Below are 20,093 nucleotides of genomic sequence, written 5' to 3' on the forward strand. Positions count from 1 at the left end.
CGGCGGGGTTCTTTTTTTCCAGGGCAGGCAGGGCGCAGCGCGGGGAGTAAACTTCCGTCAAAGGAGCCCCCATGCGCCATCTGCACAATCTCATCCTCAATACCGACAGCTACAAGGCCAGCCACTGGCTCCAGTACCCGCCGGGCACCGACCGCACCTTTTTTTATGTCGAGTCGCGTGGTGGCGTATACGACAGGACCGTATTCTTCGGACTTCAGGCCATTCTCAAAGCCTGGCTGAGCCGCCCGGTCACCCATGCCGATGTGGACGAGGCGCGCGATTTCTTCGCCATCCATGGCGAGCCGTTCAACGAGGCCGGCTGGCGCCGGATCGTGGACCTGCACGGCGGTCGCCTGCCCATGCGCATCCGGGCCGTGCCCGAAGGCGCCGTAGTGCCCACCCATCAGGCGCTGGTCACCATCGAGTCGACCGATCCGGAGGCTTTCTGGCTGCCGAGCTACCTGGAAACCCTGCTGCTGCGCCTGTGGTATCCGGTAACGGTAGCGACGCTGAGCTGGCAGGTGAAGCGGACCATCCGGGGGTTCCTCGAACGCACCAGTGACGATGTCGCCGGGCAGCTGCCTTTCAAGCTGCACGACTTCGGCGCACGTGGCGTTTCCAGCGCAGAATCGGCCGCCATCGGCGGCATGGCGCACCTGGTCAACTTCCTGGGCACGGACACCGTGCAGGGCGTACTGGCGGCACGCGAGTTCTATGGCGAGCCGATGGCCGGCTATTCGATCCCGGCGGCCGAGCACAGCACGATCACCAGCTGGGGGCGCGACCGCGAAGCCGACGCCTACCGCAACATGCTGAGGCATTTTGCGAAGCCGGGCGGCCTGGTGGCCGTCGTGTCGGACAGCTACGACATCTTCCACGCCATCCGCGAACACTGGGGCAAGACCCTGCGCGACGAGGTAATCGCCTCGGGCGGCACGCTAGTGGTGCGCCCGGATTCGGGCGACCCGGTAGAGGTGGTGCACCAGTGCATCACGCTGCTCGACGAGGCCTTTGGTCACACGAAGAACGGCAAGGGTTACAGGCTGCTCAACCATGTGCGCCTGATCCAGGGCGACGGGGTCAACCCGGACAGCATCCGCGCCATCCTGGAGCGCATCACCAGCGTGGGCTATGCGGCGGACAACATCGCCTTCGGCATGGGCGGTGCGCTGTTGCAGAAGGTGGACCGCGATACGCAGAAGTTTGCGCTGAAGTGCTCTGCGGCGCGTATCGACGGCCAGTGGGTCGATGTGTTCAAGGCGCCGGTGACGGATGCGGGCAAGTTCTCTCAGCGGGGCCGCCTGACGCTGATCCGTCATCGCGAGTACGGCACGTACAAGACGGTACCGATTCCGGCGAACCTGGAGCGCGCCGAGGATCTCGTCCCCGAACACGGCTGGGAGCATGCGATGGAAACGGTATGGGAGAACGGCGAACTGGTGAAGGACTGGTCCTTCGCCGACGTACGCGCACGCAGCGAGCTGGGGTAAACCCACCCTCAACACCTCACCCTGTAGGAGCGCGCCTCGCGCGCGACCGGTCATCGCGACCCCTCCCCCTGTAGGAGCGCGCCTCGCGCGCGACCGGTCATCGCGACCCCTCCCCCTGTAGGAGCGCGCCTCGCGCGCGACCGGTCATCGCGACACCCCACCCTGTAGGAGCGCGCCTTGCGCGCGACCAGTCATCGCGACAACCCGGTCGCGCGCAGGCGCGCTCCTACAGGTGGGGTATCACTTCGGTGGGTCGCGCGCAGGCGCGCTCCTACAGGGTGGGGTGTCGCTTCGGTGGGGCGCGCGTGAGGCGCGCCCCTACAGGGCGGCGTCAGGCCGCCGCGAGCGTCGCCGCGTGGGCCTTGATCTTCGCCAGCATGGCGGCCAGACCGTTCGAGCGGGTGGGGGAGAGGTGCTTCGCCAGGCCGATCTCCTGCACATACGTCGGCTCGGTATCCACGATCTCCTGTGCCGGGCGATCCGAATACACCCGCAACACCAGCGCGATCAGCCCGGACACGATGGCCGAATCGCTGGTGGCTTCGAAATGCAGCTTCGACGCATCGCCGGACGGCACCAGCCACACCATGGACTGGCAGCCGTGCACCCGGAAGGCCTCGGTCTTGTTTTCTTCCGGAAACGGCGGCAGCTGCCGCCCCAGGTCGATCAGATACTGGTAACGCTCGGTCCAGTCACCGAAGAAAGCGAATTCCTCGGCGATGGCGGCCTGTGCTTCGGCGGCGGTGGCTTCCTGCGGCGTGCTCATGCCTTCACCACGCTCCAGCGCGTGCCCTGCGCACCATCTTCGATGGCGATGCCCATGGCTTTCAATTCGTCGCGAATCGCGTCGGAACGGGCGAAATCCTTCGCCGCACGGGCAGCGCGACGCTCCTCAAGCTTCGCCTCGATGGCGGCCGCGTCCACGCTCTCGCCGGGGCTGCCCTGGCGGAACCAGGCTTCCGGCTCTTCCTGAAGCAGGCCAAGCAGGCTTGCACCGCCCAGCAAGGCGGCCTTGGCGGCGGCACGCTCGTCACCCGTGGCGCGACGCGCGGCGTCGGCCAGCTGCGAGATCTCGGCCAGGGCCTGGGGCGTGTTCAGGTCGTCGCAGAGCGCCGCCTCGACGGCCTCGGGGATCGACACCTCACCGGCATCCACGTCCGCCATGTCGCGCAGCACGCCATACCAACCGTCCAGCGTGCGCACCGACTGGGTGAGGGCGGCGTCGGACCAGTCCAGCGGCTGGCGGTAATGCCCACGCAGCAGCAACAGGCGCAGCGCCTCGCCGGGGTGCTTGTTCAACAGTTCGTGCAACTGGAGCACGTTGCCCAGCGACTTCGACATTTTCTTGCCGTCGAAGGTGAGCATGCCGTTGTGCAGCCAGTAACGGGCGAACACCTTGCCGCCGTGGGCGCAGGTGCTCTGGGCGATTTCGTTCTCATGGTGCGGGAAGGTGAGATCCACGCCACCGGCATGGATGTCGATGGTCTCGCCCAGGTGGGTTTCGCTCATGGCCGAGCACTCGATGTGCCAGCCCGGGCGGCCGCGACCCCAGGGGCTGTCCCAGCCAGGCAGTGTCTCGTCCGAGGGTTTCCAGAGCACGAAGTCCCTCGGGCTCTTCTTGTTCGGGGCAACCTCGCCACGGGCGCCGGCGATCTGTTCATCGGGATCGCGACCGGAAAGGGCGCCGTACTCCTTGTACGAGTCCACATGGAACAGGACATGGCCCTCGGTGGCATAGGCATGGCCGCTGGCGATCAGTCGCTCGATCATGGCGACGATCTGGGGGATATGGGCCGTGGCATGCGGCTCCACGTCGGGCGGAGCCACGCCGAGCCGCGCCATGTCGTCGCGGTAGGCCTGGGCGTACTTGCCGGTGATCTCGCCGATGGGCACGCCGGCGGTGGCGGCGGCCTTGTTGATCTTGTCGTCCACGTCCGTGATGTTCCGGGCGTAGACCAGCTTCGGGTAGTTCCGCCGGATCAGGCGGGCCAGCACGTCGAAGACGACGGGCGGACGGGCATTGCCGATATGGATGTAGTTGTAGACGGTGGGCCCGCAGACGTACATCGTCACCCGCTCGGGATCGAGGGGGGTGAACGCCTCCGTGCGGCGCGACATGGTGTTGTAGAGCGAGATCGGCATCTGGAATCCGTGGACGGGCGCGGCGGGCGGCCGGTCGGAGATATTAGCAAGCCGGCCGCCCCACGGGCGTACGCGCGGGGGCGAAATTGGTTGACACGCGACGTGATTCCGTCGCATTGCACTTCTAAGCGTCGATTCAGCGTGAACTTGGTGAAATGCATGCCAGTAGGCGTTCTGTGCGCCTGGCTGGAGGTTTTTCTACATGTCTCGCCTGCTCATTCCCGCACTCATCCTTGCGGTCTTCGCCACCGGCGCCAACGCGCAGGATGGTCGCTATGCCCCTCCCGGCCCCGCGGGTCCGGACGACAACACCCATTACGGCTGGGCCGACGTCCTGCGCGTCGATCCGGTCTATGGCGTCTCCCGCGTCGAGACGCCCCGCCAGGAATGCTACGACCAGCAGGTGGTCCGCCAGGAGCAGGGCCAGGGCAGCACCGCCGGCACCATCCTGGGCGCCGTCGTCGGCGGCGTGCTCGGCAACACCATTGGCAAGGGCAACGGCCGCACGGCCGCCACGGTGGTCGGCGCAGTAGCCGGCGGTGCCGTGGGCAACAACGTCTCGCGTGGCGACGACCGGGTCTACCAGAGCACCGAGACCCGTTGCCGCGACGTCAGCACGGTGTCCGAGCAGCGCCGCATCAATGGTTACGACGTGGAATACCGCTATCGCGGCGAGGTGTATGTCTCGCGCCTGAACTACGACCCGGGTGAACGCCTGCGGGTACGGGTCAGCGTCTCGCCAGCCGACTGAACCCTTCGGCTGTATCGGTACAGGAAAGGCCGCGAGCGATCGCGGCTTTTTTTGTGCGCCCCACCAGTTGCGCAACGCACCAAACCACGGCATGATCGCCGTTCCACCCTGACAGGCTCCGCCGTGTCCAACGCTGTCTACACCGCGATCGTCCTTACCAGCGCCCGTATGGCCGCAGGAATGACCTCGCGTGCTCGTCGACCGTACATCGGACAACTGGCCGGGTAGGCTGTCGCGCGCGTTTCATCCGTATCGACTAAAAAACCCGGCCATGTGCCGGGTTTTTTCGTTTCCACTTCCGGTTTTTTCTTTCCATACACCGCCCGCAAGGCACCTACCACCGCCCCTGGATCGCCATGACCCTTCGCCACTTCCTCTCCACGCAGGACTACAGCCGCGCCGAGATCGACGCCCTTCTCGAGCAGGCCGCCGCGTTCAAGCGTTCCCCGCAGGGCCAGCAGCTGGCGGGCAAATCGGTTGCCCTGATGTTCTTCAACCCCTCGATGCGCACCCGCACCAGCTTCGAGCTGGGCACCTTCCAGCTGGGCGGCCACGCGGTGGTGCTGGCGCCGGGCAAGGATGCGTGGCCCATCGAGTTCGAGGTGGGCACCGTGATGGATGGCGATACGGAAGAACACATCGCCGAGGTGGCCCGGGTGCTCTCGCGCTATGTCGACCTGATCGCCGTGCGCGCCTTCCCGAAGTTCCAGGACTGGGCAGTGGATCGCCAGGACAAGGTCATCGCCGCCTTCGCCCGCTACGCGACGGTGCCTGTGATCAACATGGAAACCATCACCCATCCGTGCCAGGAGCTGGCCCATGCGCTGGCCCTGAAGGAGCACCTGGGCGATCTGCAGAACAAGAAGTACGTGCTCACCTGGACCTACCACCCGAAGCCGCTCAACACGGCCGTGGCGAACTCGGCCCTGCTCATCGCCACCAAGATGGGCATGGACGTGACCTTGCTGTGCCCCACGCCGGAATACGTGCTGGACGAGCGCTACATGGAATTCGCAAAGCAGAACGCCCGCGAAAACGGCGGTTCGCTTCAGGTGTCGCACGACATCGAGTCGGCCTATAGCGGCGCGCACGTGGTCTACGCCAAGAGCTGGGGTGCCATTCCCTACTTCGGCCGCTGGGACGAAGAGAAGGCCATCCGCGACGCCAACAAGCACTTCATCGTGGACGAGGCCAAGATGGCCCTCACGAACAACGGCCTGTTCAGCCACTGCCTCCCGCTGCGCCGGAACATCAAGGCAACGGACGCGGTGATGGATTCGCCCGCCTGCATCGCCATCGACGAAGCCGAAAACCGCCTGCACGTGCAGAAGGCGGTCATGGCCTCGCTCATTTCCCAGTCGGGCACGAAGTCCGGCCTCGGTTTCTGATTCTTCCTTCTTCCTCTACGAACCTCATTTTCCGGAGCCAGCATGTCCAGCAAAGATATCGTCCTCGCCTTCTCGGGCGGCCTCGACACCAGCTTCTGCGTCCCTTACCTCATGGAGCGCGGCTATGCCGTGCACACCGTGTTCGTCGATACCGGTGGCGTTTCGGCCGAAGAGCGTGAGTACATCGAGCACCGCGCGACCGAACTGGGCGCCGCCTCGCACCGCACCGTCGATGCCGCACAGGCGATCTGGGACAGCTTCGTCACCCCGCTGATCCAGGCCGGCGAGTTCTACCAGGGCCAGTACCCGCTGCTGGTGTCCGACCGCTACCTCATCGTGCAGGCCTCGCTTGAGCGCTGCGACGAACTGGGCACGAAGCTCTTTGCCCACGGCTGCACCGGCATGGGCAACGACCAGGTCCGTTTCGACCTCACCGTGAAGGCCTTGGGCGACTACACCATCATCGCCCCGATCCGCGAAATCCAGCGCGAACACACCCAGGTGCGCGCCTACGAGCAGAAGTACCTGGAAGACAAGGGCTTCGAAGTTCGCGCCAAGACCAAGCACTACACCATCAACGAGAACGTGCTGGGCGTGACCATCTCCGGCGGCGAGATCGACGCGTGGGAAATCCCGGGCGAGGGCGCCATCGGCTGGTGCGCGCCGCGTTCCGAATGGCCGTCCGAACCGCTGCGCGTGGAGCTGGGCTTCGAAAAGGGCGTGGCCGTGTCGCTCAACGGCAAGGCCGCCACCGGTCCGGAAATCCTGGGCTTCCTCAACCGCGAGCTGGCGAAGTACGGCGTGGGCCGCAGCCTCTACACCGGCGACACCAATATCGGTCTTAAGGGCCGCATCGTGTTCGAGGCGCCGGCGCTCACCGCGCTGCTCACCGCGCACCGTGCGCTGGAAGAAACCGTGCTGTCGAAGCAGCAGAACCGCTTCAAGCCGGAGATCGGCCGCAAGTGGACCGAGGTGGCCTACGAAGGCTTCTTCAATGATCCGATCAAGGCCGACCTCGAAGCCTTCCTCGCCTCCACCCAGCGCAAGGTCGACGGCAAGGTGATCATCGAGACGCGTGGCGGCTCGGTGTACGCCGTGAAGGTGGAATCGAAGAACATCCTGCAGTCTGCCAAGGCTACCTATGCCCAGGCCGCCGACTGGGGCGTGGCCGAGGCCGAAGGCTTCATCAAGCTCTACGGCATGAGCTCCACGCTCTGGGCCGAAGTCGACCGCGCCAACGGCAAGTGATCCCGACCCCATGGACAAACTTCTCCAGGACACCCTGACCCATCTGCGCGCGCTCGTGGGCCACGACACGCGCAACCCGCCGCGAACCATCGGTACCGGTGGCATCTTCGATTACCTGCGCGCGAACCTTCCCGGGTTCGACGTGCAGGTGACGGATTTCGGTGCCGGTGCCGTCAACCTGTACGCGGTGCGCGGCAAGCCGAAGTACCTGTTCAACGTGCACCTCGACACCGTGCCTGATTCCCCGCACTGGACGGCCAGCCCGTTCGACCTGCGGGTGACGGAAGACCGGGCGATCGGCCTGGGCGCTTGCGACATCAAGGGCGCCGCTGCCGCGCTGGTGGCGGTAGCCAATGCCACGCAGGGCGACATGGCCCTGCTGCTGTCCACCGACGAGGAAGCCAACGATGCACGCTGCATCGATGGTTTCCTGAAGACGCCACGCGACTACGAGGCCGTGATCGTCGCCGAGCCCACCAAGGGCGAGGCGGTGCTCGCGCATCGCGGCATCCTTTCGGTGCAGATGCGCTTCCTCGGTCGCGCAGGCCACGCCTCGGGCGACCAGAAGCCGTCCGACAGCGCACTGCACCAGGCGATTCGCTGGGGCGCGGCCGCACTGGACCATGTCCAGGCGCTGTCGCACGAGCGTTTCGGAGGCCTTACCGGCCTGCGCTTCAACGTGGGTAAGATCGAAGGCGGCATCAAGGCCAACGTCATCGCGCCCACGGCGGATGTCCGTTTCGGATTCCGTCCGCTTCCGTCGATGGACGCCGACCAATTGCTGGAAACCTTCCGCACGCTGGTCGAACCGCATCCGGTGGAGTTCGGCGAAACCTTCCGCGGCGATTCGCTGCCGGCCGGGGACACCGCCTCGGCCGAAACGCGTCGTCTTGCCGCCCGCGACGTTGCCGACGAACTGAACATCCCCGTCGGCAACGCCGTGGATTTCTGGACCGAATCGGCGCTGTTCTCCAAGGCCGGCTACACCTCCTTCGTCTATGGCCCTGGCGACATCGCCCAGGCCCACACCGCCGACGAATGGGTCGCTCTCGAACAACTCGGGCATTACGCCCAGACCATCCATCGGATCGTCGATCGTGGAATCTAACCAGCACACCCGCAAGACCATCGTCCGCCTGCTCTCCGCCATGGGCAGCGCGCGCGAGATCCAGCAGTACCTGAAGCGTTTCTCCCAGCTCGACGCCGCACGTTTTGCGGTGGTGAAGGTGGGGGGCGCCGTGTTGCGCGACGAACTGCCCGACCTGACCTCGTCGCTGTCCTTCCTGCAGCAGGTGGGCCTTACGCCCATCGTGCTGCACGGTGCCGGCCCGCAGCTCGACGAAGAGCTGCAGGCCGCGGGCATCGAAAAGAAGACCGTGAACGGCCTGCGCGTGACTTCGCCCGAAGCCCTGGCCATCGTGCGCAAGGTGTTCCAGGCGCAGAACCTGCGTCTGGTGGAAGCGCTGCAGGAAGTGGGTACGCGTGCCACGTCCGTGCCCTCGGGCGTGTTCACGGCCGACTTCCTCGACCAGGACCAGCTTGGTCTCGTGGGCCGCGTGCGCGAGATCAACCTCGCGCCGATCGAGGCCAGCCTGCGCGCGGGCTCGATCCCGGTCATCGCCAGTCTTGGCGAAACCGACTCGGGCCAGATCCTCAACATCAACGCCGACTTCGCCGCCAACGAACTGGTGCGCGTATTGCAGCCGTACAAGATCGTGTTCCTCACGGGCACGGGCGGCCTGCTCGACGGCGAAGGCAACGTGATCGACTCGATCAACCTGTCCACGGAATACGAGCAGTTGCTCGCCCAGCCGTGGCTGCACTCGGGCATGCGCCTGAAGATCGAGCAGATCAAGGATCTCCTGGACGACCTGCCGCTGACCTCGTCGGTGTCGATCACGCGTCCGTCGCAGCTGGCCAAGGAACTGTTCACCCACAAGGGTTCGGGCACGCTGGTGCGTCGCGGCGAGCGCGTGCTGCGCTTCGAATCCTGGGAAGGCGTCGACCTGGATCGCATGCGTCAGCTCATCGAGTCCAGCTTCGGCCGCACGTTGCTGCCGGATTACTTCGAGCGCACGAAGCTGCATCGCCTCTACGTCTCCGAGAACTACCGCGCCGCCATGGTGCTCACGGCCGAGGAAGGCTTTGCCTATCTCGACAAGTTCGCGGTGCTGGACGACGCGCAGGGCGAAGGCCTGGGTCGTGCCGTGTGGCAGGTGATGCGCGATGAGAACCCGAAGCTGTTCTGGCGTTCGCGCCACGGCAACGTGATCAATCATTTCTACTACGCGGAGTCGGACGGCTGCTTCAAGCAGTCGCGCTGGAAGGTGTTCTGGTACGGCCTGGACAACTTCGCCGACATCGAGCGTTGCGTCGCGCATTGCGCCACGCGTATCCCCACCCTGAAGGACTGAACGGCCATGTCGACCAAGACCATCGGCATCGTCGGCGCGCGTGGCCACACGGGCGCCGAGCTGATCCGGCTGATCGCCAGCCATCCGTCGCTGGAGCTGAAGTTCGTGTCGTCGCGCGAACTCGACGGCCAGCGCCTGGCCGAGCATAGCGACGCCTACACCGGCGAGCTGCGCTACAGCAACCTCGACCCGGCCGCCGTGGCGGAGCAGGGCGCCGACGTCGTGGTGTTGGCCCTGCCCAACGGCAAGGCGGCACCGTACGTCGAAGCCATCGACAAGGCAGCTGCGTCCACCGTGATCGTGGACCTCTCGGCGGATTACCGTTTCGACGAGCGTTGGTACTACGGCCTGCCCGAGCTGTATCGCGATCGCTGGCGCGGTGAGAAGCGCGTGAGCAACCCCGGTTGCTACGCCACGGCCATCCAATGCTCCATCGCGCCCATCAAGGACCTGCTGGCGGCACCGCCGGTATCGTTTGGCGTGTCCGGCTATTCCGGTGCGGGCACTACGCCCTCGGATCGCAACGATCCGGACAAGCTGCGCGACAACCTGATGCCGTACTCGCTCACCGGCCACATGCACGAGAAGGAAGCCAGCCGTCATCTCGGCATGCCGGTGGAATTCATGCCGCACGTAGCGCCGCACTTCCGTGGCCTTACCGTTACCACGAACCTCTATCTCGCCAAGGCGCACAAGCGTGAGGATATCGTCCGTCGCTTCGAGGCACGCTTCGAGAACGAGAAGCTGATCCACGTGGTGGATGAAGCTCCGTGGGTGAGTCAAATCGCGAACAAGCATCATCTGGACGTCGGCGGTTTCACCGTGTCCAGCGATGGTCGTCGCGTCGTGGTGGTGGCCACCCTCGACAACCTGCTGAAGGGCGCCGCCACCCAGGCCATGCAGAACATCAACCGCGCGCTCGGCTTCGACGAGCTCACCGCCATTCCGCTCTGAGCGATAAGGAACCCTACGATGACCCAGCCGCTCTGGCAGAAATCCGACACCCAGGTGGACGCGCGCATCATGCGCTTCCTCGCTGGCAACGATGTCGTGCTCGACCGTGAGTTCTTCCTGCACGACATCACCGCCAGCAAGGCGCATGTGGAAGGCCTGGCCAATATCGGCGTGGTCTCCGCCGATGAGCGTGACGCCCTGTTGCGTGAGCTCGACATCCTGGCCGGTGATTTTTCCGCCGGCAGCTTCGTGCTCGACGAACGCTTCGAAGATGGCCATTCCGCCATCGAGGCCCGTCTTACCGAGCGCCTTGGGGATGCCGGTCGCCGCGTGCACACCGGCCGCAGCCGTAACGACCAGATCCTGGTCGCCACGCGCCTGTGGCTGAAGGAGAAGCTCTCCACGCTGGAGGCCCTCTGCCGTCGCATTGCCGAGGTGTGTCTTGAACGCGCAGCTGGCGATGCCCTGCCGATGCCGGGCTACACGCATATCCAGCGTGCCGTGGTCTCGTCCACGGGCATGTGGTTTGCGGCCTTTGCCGAGGCCTTCATCGACAACACCCTGCGTGCACGTCAGGCGCTGGAGCTGATCGACGCGAATCCGCTGGGTACTGCCGCCGGTTATGGCGTGAACGTGGCCCTCGACCGCGCGCACACCACGGCGGCGCTCGGCTTCAGCCGCATGCAGGTCTCGCCGATTTACGCCCAGCTCTCGCGCGGCAAGTTCGAGATGGCGGCACTCGATGCCGTCGGCACGGCACTGCTGGACACCCGTCGCCTGGCGTGGGATCTGTCGCTGTTCACCACCGCCGAATTCGACTTCGTGAAGCTGCCGGCCGAGTACACCACCGGCTCGTCCATCATGCCGAACAAGCGCAATCCGGACGTGGTGGAACTGCTGCGCGCGAGCTATGCGAGCGTGGCCGCCGCGCGCACCGAGATCGAACAGCTGCTGTCGTTGCCTTCGGGCTACCAGCGCGACCTGCAGTTCTCCAAGGGTTCGTTGTTCCATGGTTTCTCCATGGGACTGGGTGCACTGGAACTGCTGCCGGACATGCTGGCCCGTTTCGAGTGGAAGGCGGACAAGATGCGCGCCGCCATCGAACCGGCGATGTACGCCACGGATGTGGCGATCGAGCAGGCCGTGGCCGGCGTACCGTTCCGCGACGCCTACCGCGCCGCGGCGGAAACGGCGGCCTCGGCCGGTGAAGGTCGCTCTCCGGAATCCAGCCTCGCCGCCCGCACCTCGCCAGGCGCCGGTCACGACCTGATGCTGGACACTCTGCGCAAGCGTCTGGAGAGCCTGCGCTAACCCTGTAGGAGCGCGCCCTGCGCGCGACAGGTGATCGCGAAAACCCGTCGCGCGCAAGGCGCGCTCCTACAAGAAACCTCACCGCTGTAGGAGCGCGCCTCGCGCGCGACAGCTCTTCGCATAACCCGGTCGCGCGCAAGGCGCGCTCCTACAACAACGTCGAGTCACTGTCGCACACCGGGAGGGTACGTGATGGCCAGTCACTTCACCGAACAACCGTTGCCTTCCTGGCGACGCGCTGTCCTGAAAGTCGGCAGCAGCCTTCTCACCACCCCGGACGGTAGCCTCGACGACCATCATGCCGGATCCCTTGCCGCTTTCGTCTCCGCCAGCCGCCGCGAGGGCAGGGAAGTGGTCATTGTCTCCTCCGGCGCCGTCGCCGCCGGTCGCCGCCTCGCACTACCCGAAAAAAGCACGGGCCTCAGCGGCCGCCAGGCCCTCGCCGCCCTGGGCCAGACCCGCCTGGTCGCCCTGTGGCAAGGCTTTTTCGACGCCCCGGTCGGCCAGGTCCTGCTCACCCACGACGACCTGCGCAACCGCCGCCGCTACCTCAACGCCCGTTCCACCCTTCGCGAACTGCTCGCCCTGGGCGCCATCCCCGTCATCAACGAAAACGACACCGTTGCCGTCGACGAACTGAAACTCGGCGACAACGACAACCTCGCCGCCATCGTGGCGGCGCTGGTCGATGCGGACGTGCTGATGATCGCCTCGGATATCGCGGGCCTGTACACAGCCAACCCGCGCACCGACCCCGACGCACAACCGGTGCCCGACGTGGCCGAAGTCACCCCGGATCACCTGGCCAGTGCAGGCGGCGCCGGTACGGCAGCTGGTACCGGCGGTATGAGCACGAAACTGGAAGCGGCACTCAAGGCGGCCGCCGCCGGTATTGAAACCCTCCTTTTCGACGGCCGCGACGCCGCCTGCGTAGCACGTCTGGCGGAAGGCCATCTCACCGGCACCCGTCTGCGCGCGCCGCGTTCACGCCTCGCAGCACGCAAGTATTGGCTGCGGCACGCACCGGGAGCCGGGCGTATCGTGGTGGATGACGGCGCCCTGCAAGCACTGCGCGCGCGCGGTGCCTCCCTGCTGCCGGGTGGGGTACTGCACGCCGAAGGCGACTTCGCACGCGGCGATGTCATCGACATTGCCCATGCCGACAAGCCCATGGCCCGTGGCGTCGTGCAATATGCAGCCTCAGACATCCGCCGCATCGCCGGCCGGCACACCCGCGACATCGAATCCCTGCTTGGCTACAGCTATGGCGAGAACGTGGTCCATCGCGACGACCTCGTTCTGCTGGGTGACCCATGAACCAGGAGCACGAGGCGACCATGGACACGATCTCTCCCTTGCGTACGGCAGCGCTGGCCTGCCGTGATGCCGTCGCAACCATCGCGGCACTCGACACCGACGCCAAGCGGCACCTGTTGAACCATATGGCCGATGCATTGGCAACCGACGAGGCCGCCGTACTGCAAGCCAACGCACACGACATGCGCGCTGCCGAAGCGAACGGTACGGGCAACGCCATGCTGGACCGTCTTCGCCTCGATCCGGCCCGTCTGGCAGGCATCGTCGCCGGCATACGCGACGTTGCCGCGCTTCCTGACCCGGTAGGTACTGTGACGCGACGCGAAACCCGCCCCAATGGCATCGTCGTCGAACGCGTACGCATCCCGCTCGGCGTGATCGCGATGATCTACGAGGCACGGCCCAACGTCACCGCCGATGCGGCGGCTCTATGCCTCATGGCAGGCAACTGTGCGATCCTGCGTGGCGGCAGCGATGCCGTGCAATCCAGCCTCGCCATCGCCGGTGCATTGCGCCGTGCGCTACGAGAGCAGGGCCTCCCAGAGGATGCCATTACCGTCATCGACGATCCACGTCGCGAAACGATGATCGAACTGCTTCAGCTCACGGATATCGTGGACCTCGCCATTCCCCGCGGCGGCGAAGGCCTGATCCGCTTCGTCGCCGAGCACGCGCGCGTGCCGGTGATCAAACACTACAAGGGTGTATGCCACCTCTATGTGGACCGTGCGGCCGACGAAGCACTGGCGCTGGACATCCTGCTGGACGGCAAGACCAGCCGCCCCGGTGTATGCAATGCACTGGAGACTCTGCTCGTTCACAAGGATATCGCGGCATCCCTCGTGCCGCTGGCCGTAAGACAACTCCGGGAGAAAGGCGTAGAGGTGCGCGGCGATGCGGCCAGCCGCGCACTGGTGTCTGATCTGGTGCAGGCCACGGATGACGACTATGCTGCCGAATTCCTCGATCTGGTCATTGCCTTGCGCATCGTCGACTCCACTGAGGATGCCATCGGCCATATCCATCGCTATGGTTCGGACCACACCGAAGTCATCGCCACGCGCGATGAGGCAACGGCAGAGCAGTTCATTCGTGCCATCCGCTCTGCCGTGGTGATGGTCAATGCCTCATCGCGATTCAGTGATGGGGGAGAGCTCGGTCTGGGCACGGAAATCGGCATCTCGACCACCCGCCTGCATGCTTATGGGCCGATGGGAGCGGAATCATTGACGATCGAACGCTTCGTAGTACGTGGCGCAGGCCAGACCCGCCATGCGAGAACCTTCGATATTCCACCCCACTAACCCGTCGTTCCTGCGAACGCAGGAACCCAGCGCCCCGGTTCACCAGTAAACACCGCCACGTTTCATCGGCTTGTGTGTAGGTAACCCTCTCGCGAAAACCCATCGCACCGCACTGGGTCCCTGCTTTCGCAGGGACGACGTGAGGGGTAGGTAGGGAATCGCAATCTCGCAACCCGTCGTTCCTGCGAACGCAGGAACCCAGCGCCCCGGTTCACCAGTAAACACCGCCACATTGCATCGGCTCGTGTGCAGGTAACCCTCTCGCAAAAACCCACCGCACCGCACTGGGTCCCTGCTTTCGCAGGGACGACGTGAGGGGTAGGTGGGGAGCTGCAATCTCGCAACCCGTCGTTCCTGCGAACGCAGGAACCCAGCGCCCCGGTCCACCAGCCAACACCGCCACGTTGCATCGGCTCGTGTGCAGGTAACCCTCTCGCAAAAACCCACCGCACCGCACTGGGTCCCTGTTTTCACAGGGACGACGTGAGGGGTAGGTGGGAACCTGCAATCTCGCAACCCGTCGTTCCTGCAAACGCAGGAACCCAGCGCCCCAGTCCACCAGCAAACACCGCCACGTTGCATCGGCTCGTGTGCAGGTAACCCTCTCGCGAAAACCCACCGCACCGCACTGGGTCCCTGCTTTCGCAGGGACGACGTGAGGGGTAGGCAGGGCATCGCAATCTCGCAACCCGTCGTTCCTGCGAACGCAGGAACCCAGCGCCCCGGTTCACCAGTAAACACCGCCACGTTTCATCGGCTTGTGTGCAGGTAACCCTCTCGCGAAAACCCACCGCACCGCACTGGGTCCCTGTTTTCACAGGGACGACGTGAGGGGTAGGAAGGGAGCTGCAATCTCGCAACCCGTCGTTCCTGCGAAAGCAGGAACCCAGCGCCCCGGTCCACCAGCAAACACCGCCACGCTGCATCGGCTTGTGTGCAAGTGACCCTCTCACCAAAAACCTATCGCACCGCACCGGATCCCGAGCTTTGGAAGGAACGACCGTGGTGTCATTCTTCGCATAGTCATCACCCCTTCCGCTTCCCCGGCACCTCAGCGAGCAGCACCGTCAACAACATATTCTGGCCACCTTCCCCGGCGTGCAACGCAGCCTCCTCAAGCTCGCTGATCAGCCCATTGATCCGCGCAAGCCGCGCATCGTCAGCACGGAACGTCAGGTGCCGCACAGCACAATTACGCTGTGGCCCCTCAAAGCGAGTCGCGGCCTGCGAGGCCACGGCAGCAAAGGCCCGCAGGCTGGCAGCTAAAGCACTACTGGCCACCTTGATCAGATTCTTCCGCCCACTTCGCGTGCGCACGGCATCCGCCGACGACATCTGCCTGGACGCTGCCGCATAAACCGCCTCCGGCCGACGCCCCGTGCTGCGCAGCTCCACGACGCGTATGAGACCGGATTTCTCCAGCTGATCCAGATGGTGATAGAGCGCCGTGACCGGACGACCGAGGCGCCCGGCGATTTCGCGTGCGGAGGCCTCGCCGTCTACATCCAGGCGCTGGATGATCGCCAGCCGCGTCGAGGAGGCCAGGGTGCCCAACTGGGCCGCGGTCAGCTTCAGCGTGGTCTGGGGGCTTGTCGGCGATTTGCTCATAATTCAGAATATAATCGAAAATTAAAAAATAGGGGATGGCACGGATATGCGCATTCGTTACCTGGGAATCGTCGTGGGAGGTCTCGCCGTCGCCATGGCTGCGTGCAGCAGTGCGCCTGTCGTATCCGCGCCGACCGGACAGGAAGGGGGAGGGCAGGCGGCCGGCTCCCCGATCGCCGCGACCACGGCGAAACGCATCGACGCCGACGTGCAGCAGGTGCTGCAACGTTTCCAGGTTCCGGGTGCTGCCGTTGAGGTCATTGTCGATGGCAGGCAGGTCTATGCGAAGGCCTATGGTCAGCGCGACAAGGAAGGCAATCTGCCGGTACGCACGGATACGCCTTTCGAGATCGGCTCGATCACCAAGCAGTTCACAGCAGCTGCCGTCATCCAGCTTCAGGAGGCGGGCAAGCTGCATATGGACGACAAGCTTGCCCTGTACCTGCCACACGCCCCACATGCAGACGAAGTGACCTTGCGTCAGCTCCTGACCCATACCAGCGGCCTGCATGACTATTTCAGCGGCCCGGAGAAAGAGGTGGACGATCTCGTTACGCGGCCAATCGATTACGATCATCTGATCGCACGCGTTGCCGGCAAGCCTCTCGATTTTCCGCCGGGTACGCGCTGGTCCTATTCCAATACGGGCTATGCCTTGCTTGGGAAAGTGATCGAAACCGTTTCAGGCGAGAGCTATCGTGCGTATCTCCAGCATCACATGCTCGATCCGCTGGGGATGACGCACACGTTCACCCTGGCCGATAAGGACCGTCTCGACGGCATGGCCGTTGGCTACCGGCACGAGGAGGGTGCGTTGCGTCGCTCGCCATACTTCCACCCGGACTGGAGCGGCCCCGCAGGCTTCCTTGTCAGTACGCTGGATGATCTTTCCCGCTGGGACACGGGGTTGAGCGGCGGCAGGGTCGTGTCAAAGGCCGGCTATGCGGAAATGACGACGTCGTTCGTGACTTCCGACGGCAGTAGTGTGGGTTACGGCCTAGCCATGTTCGTCGACTCGCTCTACGGCCAGGTGCGGATCGGGCACACGGGTGGATCGCAGGGATTTACCACGGCAGATGAGTACTTCCCCGATCAGCATCTGCGCATCCTCGCGTTTACCAACCTTGGCGACAAGACGCCGGAGGCCGGGGTCACGGTGACCAACGTTGTCTTCGCGGCACTTCATCCGGATATCGTCACGGCCTGGAATCTGCCCGCCGAGGGTGAGGATGCTGCGATGACGGCGAGCGCGAAGGCGTCGTTCGCGCAGTTGCAGGCTGGCACGGATTACGCGGCCTTCAGTGCCCCGCTGCGCGACAAGCTTTCGAACGGACTTGGCGCAGGCTTAACCAGCATGCGTGGCTACGGAACACCAACGGCCATGGTCTACAAAGGTAGAAAGCCCGGCGAGAAGGGCATGCTCTACAACTACATTGCCGAGTTCGGCCCCGGCGTGTTCATGCCATACACGATCCGCCCGGATGCCCAGGGCAAAGTCGCCGGCTTCGCCCTCGACTAACATGTAGGAGCGCGCCTGCGGTCGATAGCCATTACAGCAGCGTCAACGAAGTTAGCGGCATCCAGGCCGGCAGCGGCGGATTCCAGCTGGATGTCGGCGGCAATACCCACCTCGTGGGCGGAAAAATCGCCAGCGAAGCGGATGCGTCGAAGAACTGGCTGAGCACGGGCACCCTGACCTACGAGGATCTGCACAACGAATCGAAGTACAAGGCCAGCCAGATCAGCTTCAGCGGTGGTAGCACCATCGCAAGCAACGTCGCTGGTGCCATCGGCACCGTCGTCTCCGCTGCTACGCCGCAGCACGGCAACGCCAGCAGCGACACCCGTTCGGGGATCGCCGAAGGCACCCTCGTCGTGCGCAACGATCCGGGCAAGGATCTGTCCGGACTGGATCGCAAGCCGACGCTGGAAAACGAAGCGCTCAAGAACACCTACGACGCCAACAAGGTCGCCGACCGCCAGGAACTGACGGCACAGGCGGGCTACGTCGGCATGCGTGGCGTCGGCGACCTCTCCCAATGGATGGCCAAGAACGCGAAGACCGATGAGGAACGCGCGGCGTGGATGGACGGAGGCAGCAACAAGACCATCCTGCATGGCGTCGTCGGCGCGGCCATGGCGTCGCTCGGCGGCGGGAACGCCGTCGGAGGCGCGCTGGGTGGCGCATCGAGCGAAGCGGTGTCGCATGTCATGCAGCAGTACCTGTACGACCACAACGTCCAGCCGGGATCGGCGGAGTGGAATACGTATATGCAGTTGGGTAGCGCCATTGTGGGTGGTGCTGTCGGCGGCGGTAATGGTGCGAATGCCGCACTAACCGGTGAGCTGTATAACCGGGAGATACATGCAGAAGAGAAAGATCGAATCCGACTATTGGCCAATGGTGATAAAGCTGCGGAGGATCGTCTGCTTGCAGCGGCCTGTTCCATGGCGAAATGCTACGCGCAGTACCCGGAAGGAAGCGCGGATTACATCGAGTACAAAGCGATGGCTGATCAAGGTCAGTTGATGGCGCCTGAAATTGATCTGCTATCCAAGCAGACGACGACGGACTACATATTTGGATTGGGGGCCGTAATTCCTCAGAATCGCGACCTTTTTAAGTACACAAAAGAAGATGCAGGGAACGATAGCAGCGCAGTTTCCTGGAAGAATGCTCAAGTAGGTGTGCGCTTGGGTGGGGCGGCCCAGTGGCTAATGGGTACTGCGTCTGCGGCAAGTAGTATTCCTGTTGCGTCCACATGCGAAACGGGGGTCGGCTGCGCTGCGGCACTCTATCTGTGGACAACAGGCTGGGATAACGCGACTGCTGGCTATCAAACGATGGTCAATGGTAGGCCATCGGAAACGATTGGGAGTCAGGCGCTTCAGAAACTCGGCATGTCTTCGACTGCTGCTGAGCTTGCGTATGGGGCGACACAGCTGGCTCCGATTGCAGTTGAAGCTACGTTAAGTAATAAAGCGGTGAACGCAGAAGCTGCTGCAAATGCCGCAGCGAGAGGCACCTACATCACGTTTGATCGGTTATCAAAGGAGATTACTGATGTTCGATCTGGCCTTGCGTCCAAATTTAAAAATTCAGGAAATATGGCTGCAGCGGAGATCGACATTCCTGGATTGCCAGGAAAAATGGCCGCTCATAGTAGAATCGAGAAACCAACTGATGCGCAGGTGGAACTTGGTATAGTTGGATACAGTTCCGAATTCAAAACCTTTTCTGTTGAGAATGCTACTGGCGACTTGATTAATAGAAATGGTGATACAGAGGCTTCTATACTTGGAAATATAGCTGAGAGACTTGGAAGCAATCGATCGGCAACAGGGTCAATTACGCTATTGACCGAACGATCTGTATGTGAGAGCTGTGCGGGAGTTATATCGAAATTCCGAGAGCGTTATCCAGGAATCACATTAAATGTTGTGGATAATGATGGTGTGTTGTTGCGGCCGAGATCAAAATGAAGAAAATTGCCACCTACAATGAAATTAAATTTGATGTCCTGTCAATCTACTGGCTCGGTTGTAGAGATAGGGGGTTCAAAGGTGAGTCTCACCAGCATATTGTTGCGTGGGCGCTGGATGAATGGGATGGTGCATATGATCATCCTTTTGAAAACCTCATATTTCACGTCATCGCATTAGCGCTGGGGGGGCCATGGAGTGCGAACTTGGAGAAATTTCATCGCAAGCAATGCGAGCTTCTGATTTTGAGTTTTCAAAGTGATCTTCCCTATGAATTACTGAGCAAGGAAGAGGCCGGTGAGCTCCAGTCAGACATAAAGGTACTTGGATTGATATAGCGCTCTTTTAGAGCGGCTAACAAAACAAGGCGTTTGTGGCTAGATAAACAAAGCTACGTGGCAGGAGGCGAGCATTAGTCAGCGAAAGTTGTGGGAAGAACTCAGGGCGTGGATCCCGGAGTTAAAGACCGCTGCACGAGAGCATCGTACCCGTATTCCTGATCGGCGGGCCTTCGATGGCATTCTGATTGTGCTGTACATCCGGATCCCATGGGAAGACCTGCCCAAAAGAGCTAGATTTCGTAATGGCATGATCTGCTGGTGTCGCAGACATGAATGGCAGGCTCGACGTCCCCCCAGATTTGAGTTCTACGCTGCAACGATTTGGGGATAGGCTCAATGACA

17 protein-coding genes are annotated in these 20,093 nt (G+C 63.4%); 14 read left to right on the forward strand and 3 right to left on the reverse strand.

The genetic code is table 11. From position 1 onward, the window contains the following. Positions 1–71: 71 nt before the first annotated feature. A complete protein-coding gene (locus HBF25_RS14190; protein WP_166949482.1) occupies positions 72–1,490 on the forward strand; it encodes a nicotinate phosphoribosyltransferase in 1,419 nt (472 codons plus the stop codon). A 331-nt stretch (positions 1,491–1,821) separates the two neighbouring features. Here HBF25_RS14190 and HBF25_RS14195 read toward each other — a convergent pair whose 3' ends face one another. Further along, positions 1,822–2,256, reverse strand: a complete 435-nt coding sequence (locus HBF25_RS14195; RefSeq protein WP_166949484.1) for a SufE family protein — start codon at positions 2,254–2,256, stop codon at positions 1,822–1,824. Then, on the reverse strand, positions 2,253–3,632 hold the full coding sequence (gene cysS, locus HBF25_RS14200) for a cysteine--tRNA ligase (RefSeq protein WP_166949485.1): 1,380 nt from the start codon (positions 3,630–3,632) through the stop codon (positions 2,253–2,255). Before cysS ends, HBF25_RS14195 begins: the two co-directional genes overlap by 4 nt. Positions 3,633–3,834: 202 nt before the next feature. On the opposite strand from cysS, the gene HBF25_RS14205 reads away from it, so the two are divergent. The 9 genes from HBF25_RS14205 to HBF25_RS14245 all read left to right on the forward strand — a co-directional run bounded on the left by HBF25_RS14205 (position 3,835) and on the right by HBF25_RS14245 (position 14,319). Then, entirely contained in the window at positions 3,835–4,383 is a 549-nt protein-coding gene (locus HBF25_RS14205; protein ID WP_166949487.1) for a glycine zipper 2TM domain-containing protein, read from the forward strand. Positions 4,384–4,739: 356 nt separating this feature from the next. Continuing rightward, positions 4,740–5,771, forward strand: coding sequence for an N-acetylornithine carbamoyltransferase (locus HBF25_RS14210; protein WP_166949489.1), 1,032 nt, complete (start codon positions 4,740–4,742; stop codon positions 5,769–5,771). Positions 5,772–5,813: 42 nt separating this feature from the next. Further along, positions 5,814–7,019, forward strand: coding sequence for an argininosuccinate synthase (locus HBF25_RS14215; protein WP_166949490.1), 1,206 nt, complete (start codon positions 5,814–5,816; stop codon positions 7,017–7,019). A 10-nt stretch (positions 7,020–7,029) separates the two neighbouring features. Next, the gene (locus HBF25_RS14220; RefSeq protein ID WP_166949492.1) at positions 7,030–8,127 is read left to right on the forward strand and encodes an acetylornithine deacetylase; all 1,098 of its coding nucleotides are present in this window, start codon (positions 7,030–7,032) and stop codon (positions 8,125–8,127) included. Further along, positions 8,117–9,433: an acetylglutamate kinase gene (locus HBF25_RS14225; protein WP_166949493.1), complete on the forward strand. Its 1,317-nt coding sequence runs from the start codon at positions 8,117–8,119 to the stop codon at positions 9,431–9,433. The genes HBF25_RS14220 and HBF25_RS14225 overlap by 11 nt, the downstream gene beginning before the upstream one ends. A gap of 6 nt (positions 9,434–9,439) precedes the next feature. Beyond that, positions 9,440–10,387 carry an N-acetyl-gamma-glutamyl-phosphate reductase gene (argC, locus tag HBF25_RS14230; RefSeq protein WP_166949495.1) on the forward strand — a complete coding sequence of 316 codons (948 nt, stop codon included), beginning with the start codon at positions 9,440–9,442 and terminating at the stop codon, positions 10,385–10,387. 18 nt (positions 10,388–10,405) lie between these two features. Then, positions 10,406–11,698, forward strand: coding sequence for an argininosuccinate lyase (locus HBF25_RS14235; protein WP_166949496.1), 1,293 nt, complete (start codon positions 10,406–10,408; stop codon positions 11,696–11,698). A 192-nt stretch (positions 11,699–11,890) separates the two neighbouring features. After that, on the forward strand, positions 11,891–13,015 hold the full coding sequence (proB, locus tag HBF25_RS14240) for a glutamate 5-kinase (protein WP_166949498.1): 1,125 nt from the start codon (positions 11,891–11,893) through the stop codon (positions 13,013–13,015). A gap of 20 nt (positions 13,016–13,035) precedes the next feature. Then, complete coding sequence (locus tag HBF25_RS14245) at positions 13,036–14,319, forward strand: glutamate-5-semialdehyde dehydrogenase (protein ID WP_166949499.1); 1,284 nt, start codon at positions 13,036–13,038, stop codon at positions 14,317–14,319. A gap of 1,026 nt (positions 14,320–15,345) precedes the next feature. Here HBF25_RS14245 and HBF25_RS14250 read toward each other — a convergent pair. Further along, positions 15,346–15,927 carry an ArsR/SmtB family transcription factor gene (locus HBF25_RS14250; protein WP_166949501.1) on the reverse strand — a complete coding sequence of 194 codons (582 nt, stop codon included), beginning with the start codon at positions 15,925–15,927 and terminating at the stop codon, positions 15,346–15,348. Between the two features lie 46 nt (positions 15,928–15,973). On the opposite strand from HBF25_RS14250, the gene HBF25_RS14255 reads away from it, so the two are divergent. The 4 genes from HBF25_RS14255 (at position 15,974) to HBF25_RS22690 (ending at position 20,082) form a co-directional block, all read left to right on the forward strand. Next, on the forward strand, positions 15,974–17,446 hold the full coding sequence (locus HBF25_RS14255) for a serine hydrolase domain-containing protein (RefSeq protein WP_166949503.1): 1,473 nt from the start codon (positions 15,974–15,976) through the stop codon (positions 17,444–17,446). Positions 17,447–17,559: 113 nt separating this feature from the next. Beyond that, a complete protein-coding gene (locus tag HBF25_RS22565; RefSeq protein ID WP_166949505.1) occupies positions 17,560–19,410 on the forward strand; it encodes a deaminase domain-containing protein in 1,851 nt (616 codons plus the stop codon). Then, entirely contained in the window at positions 19,407–19,748 is a 342-nt protein-coding gene (locus tag HBF25_RS14265; RefSeq protein ID WP_166949507.1) for a hypothetical protein, read from the forward strand. The genes HBF25_RS22565 and HBF25_RS14265 overlap by 4 nt, the downstream gene beginning before the upstream one ends. Positions 19,749–19,836: 88 nt before the next feature. Next, the gene (locus tag HBF25_RS22690; protein WP_166949509.1) at positions 19,837–20,082 is read left to right on the forward strand and encodes a transposase; all 246 of its coding nucleotides are present in this window, start codon (positions 19,837–19,839) and stop codon (positions 20,080–20,082) included. Positions 20,083–20,093 lie beyond the last annotated feature (11 nt).

The organism is Luteibacter anthropi (assembly GCF_011759365.1).
In the GTDB taxonomy this organism is placed as follows: Bacteria; Pseudomonadota; Gammaproteobacteria; order Xanthomonadales; family Rhodanobacteraceae; genus Luteibacter; species Luteibacter anthropi.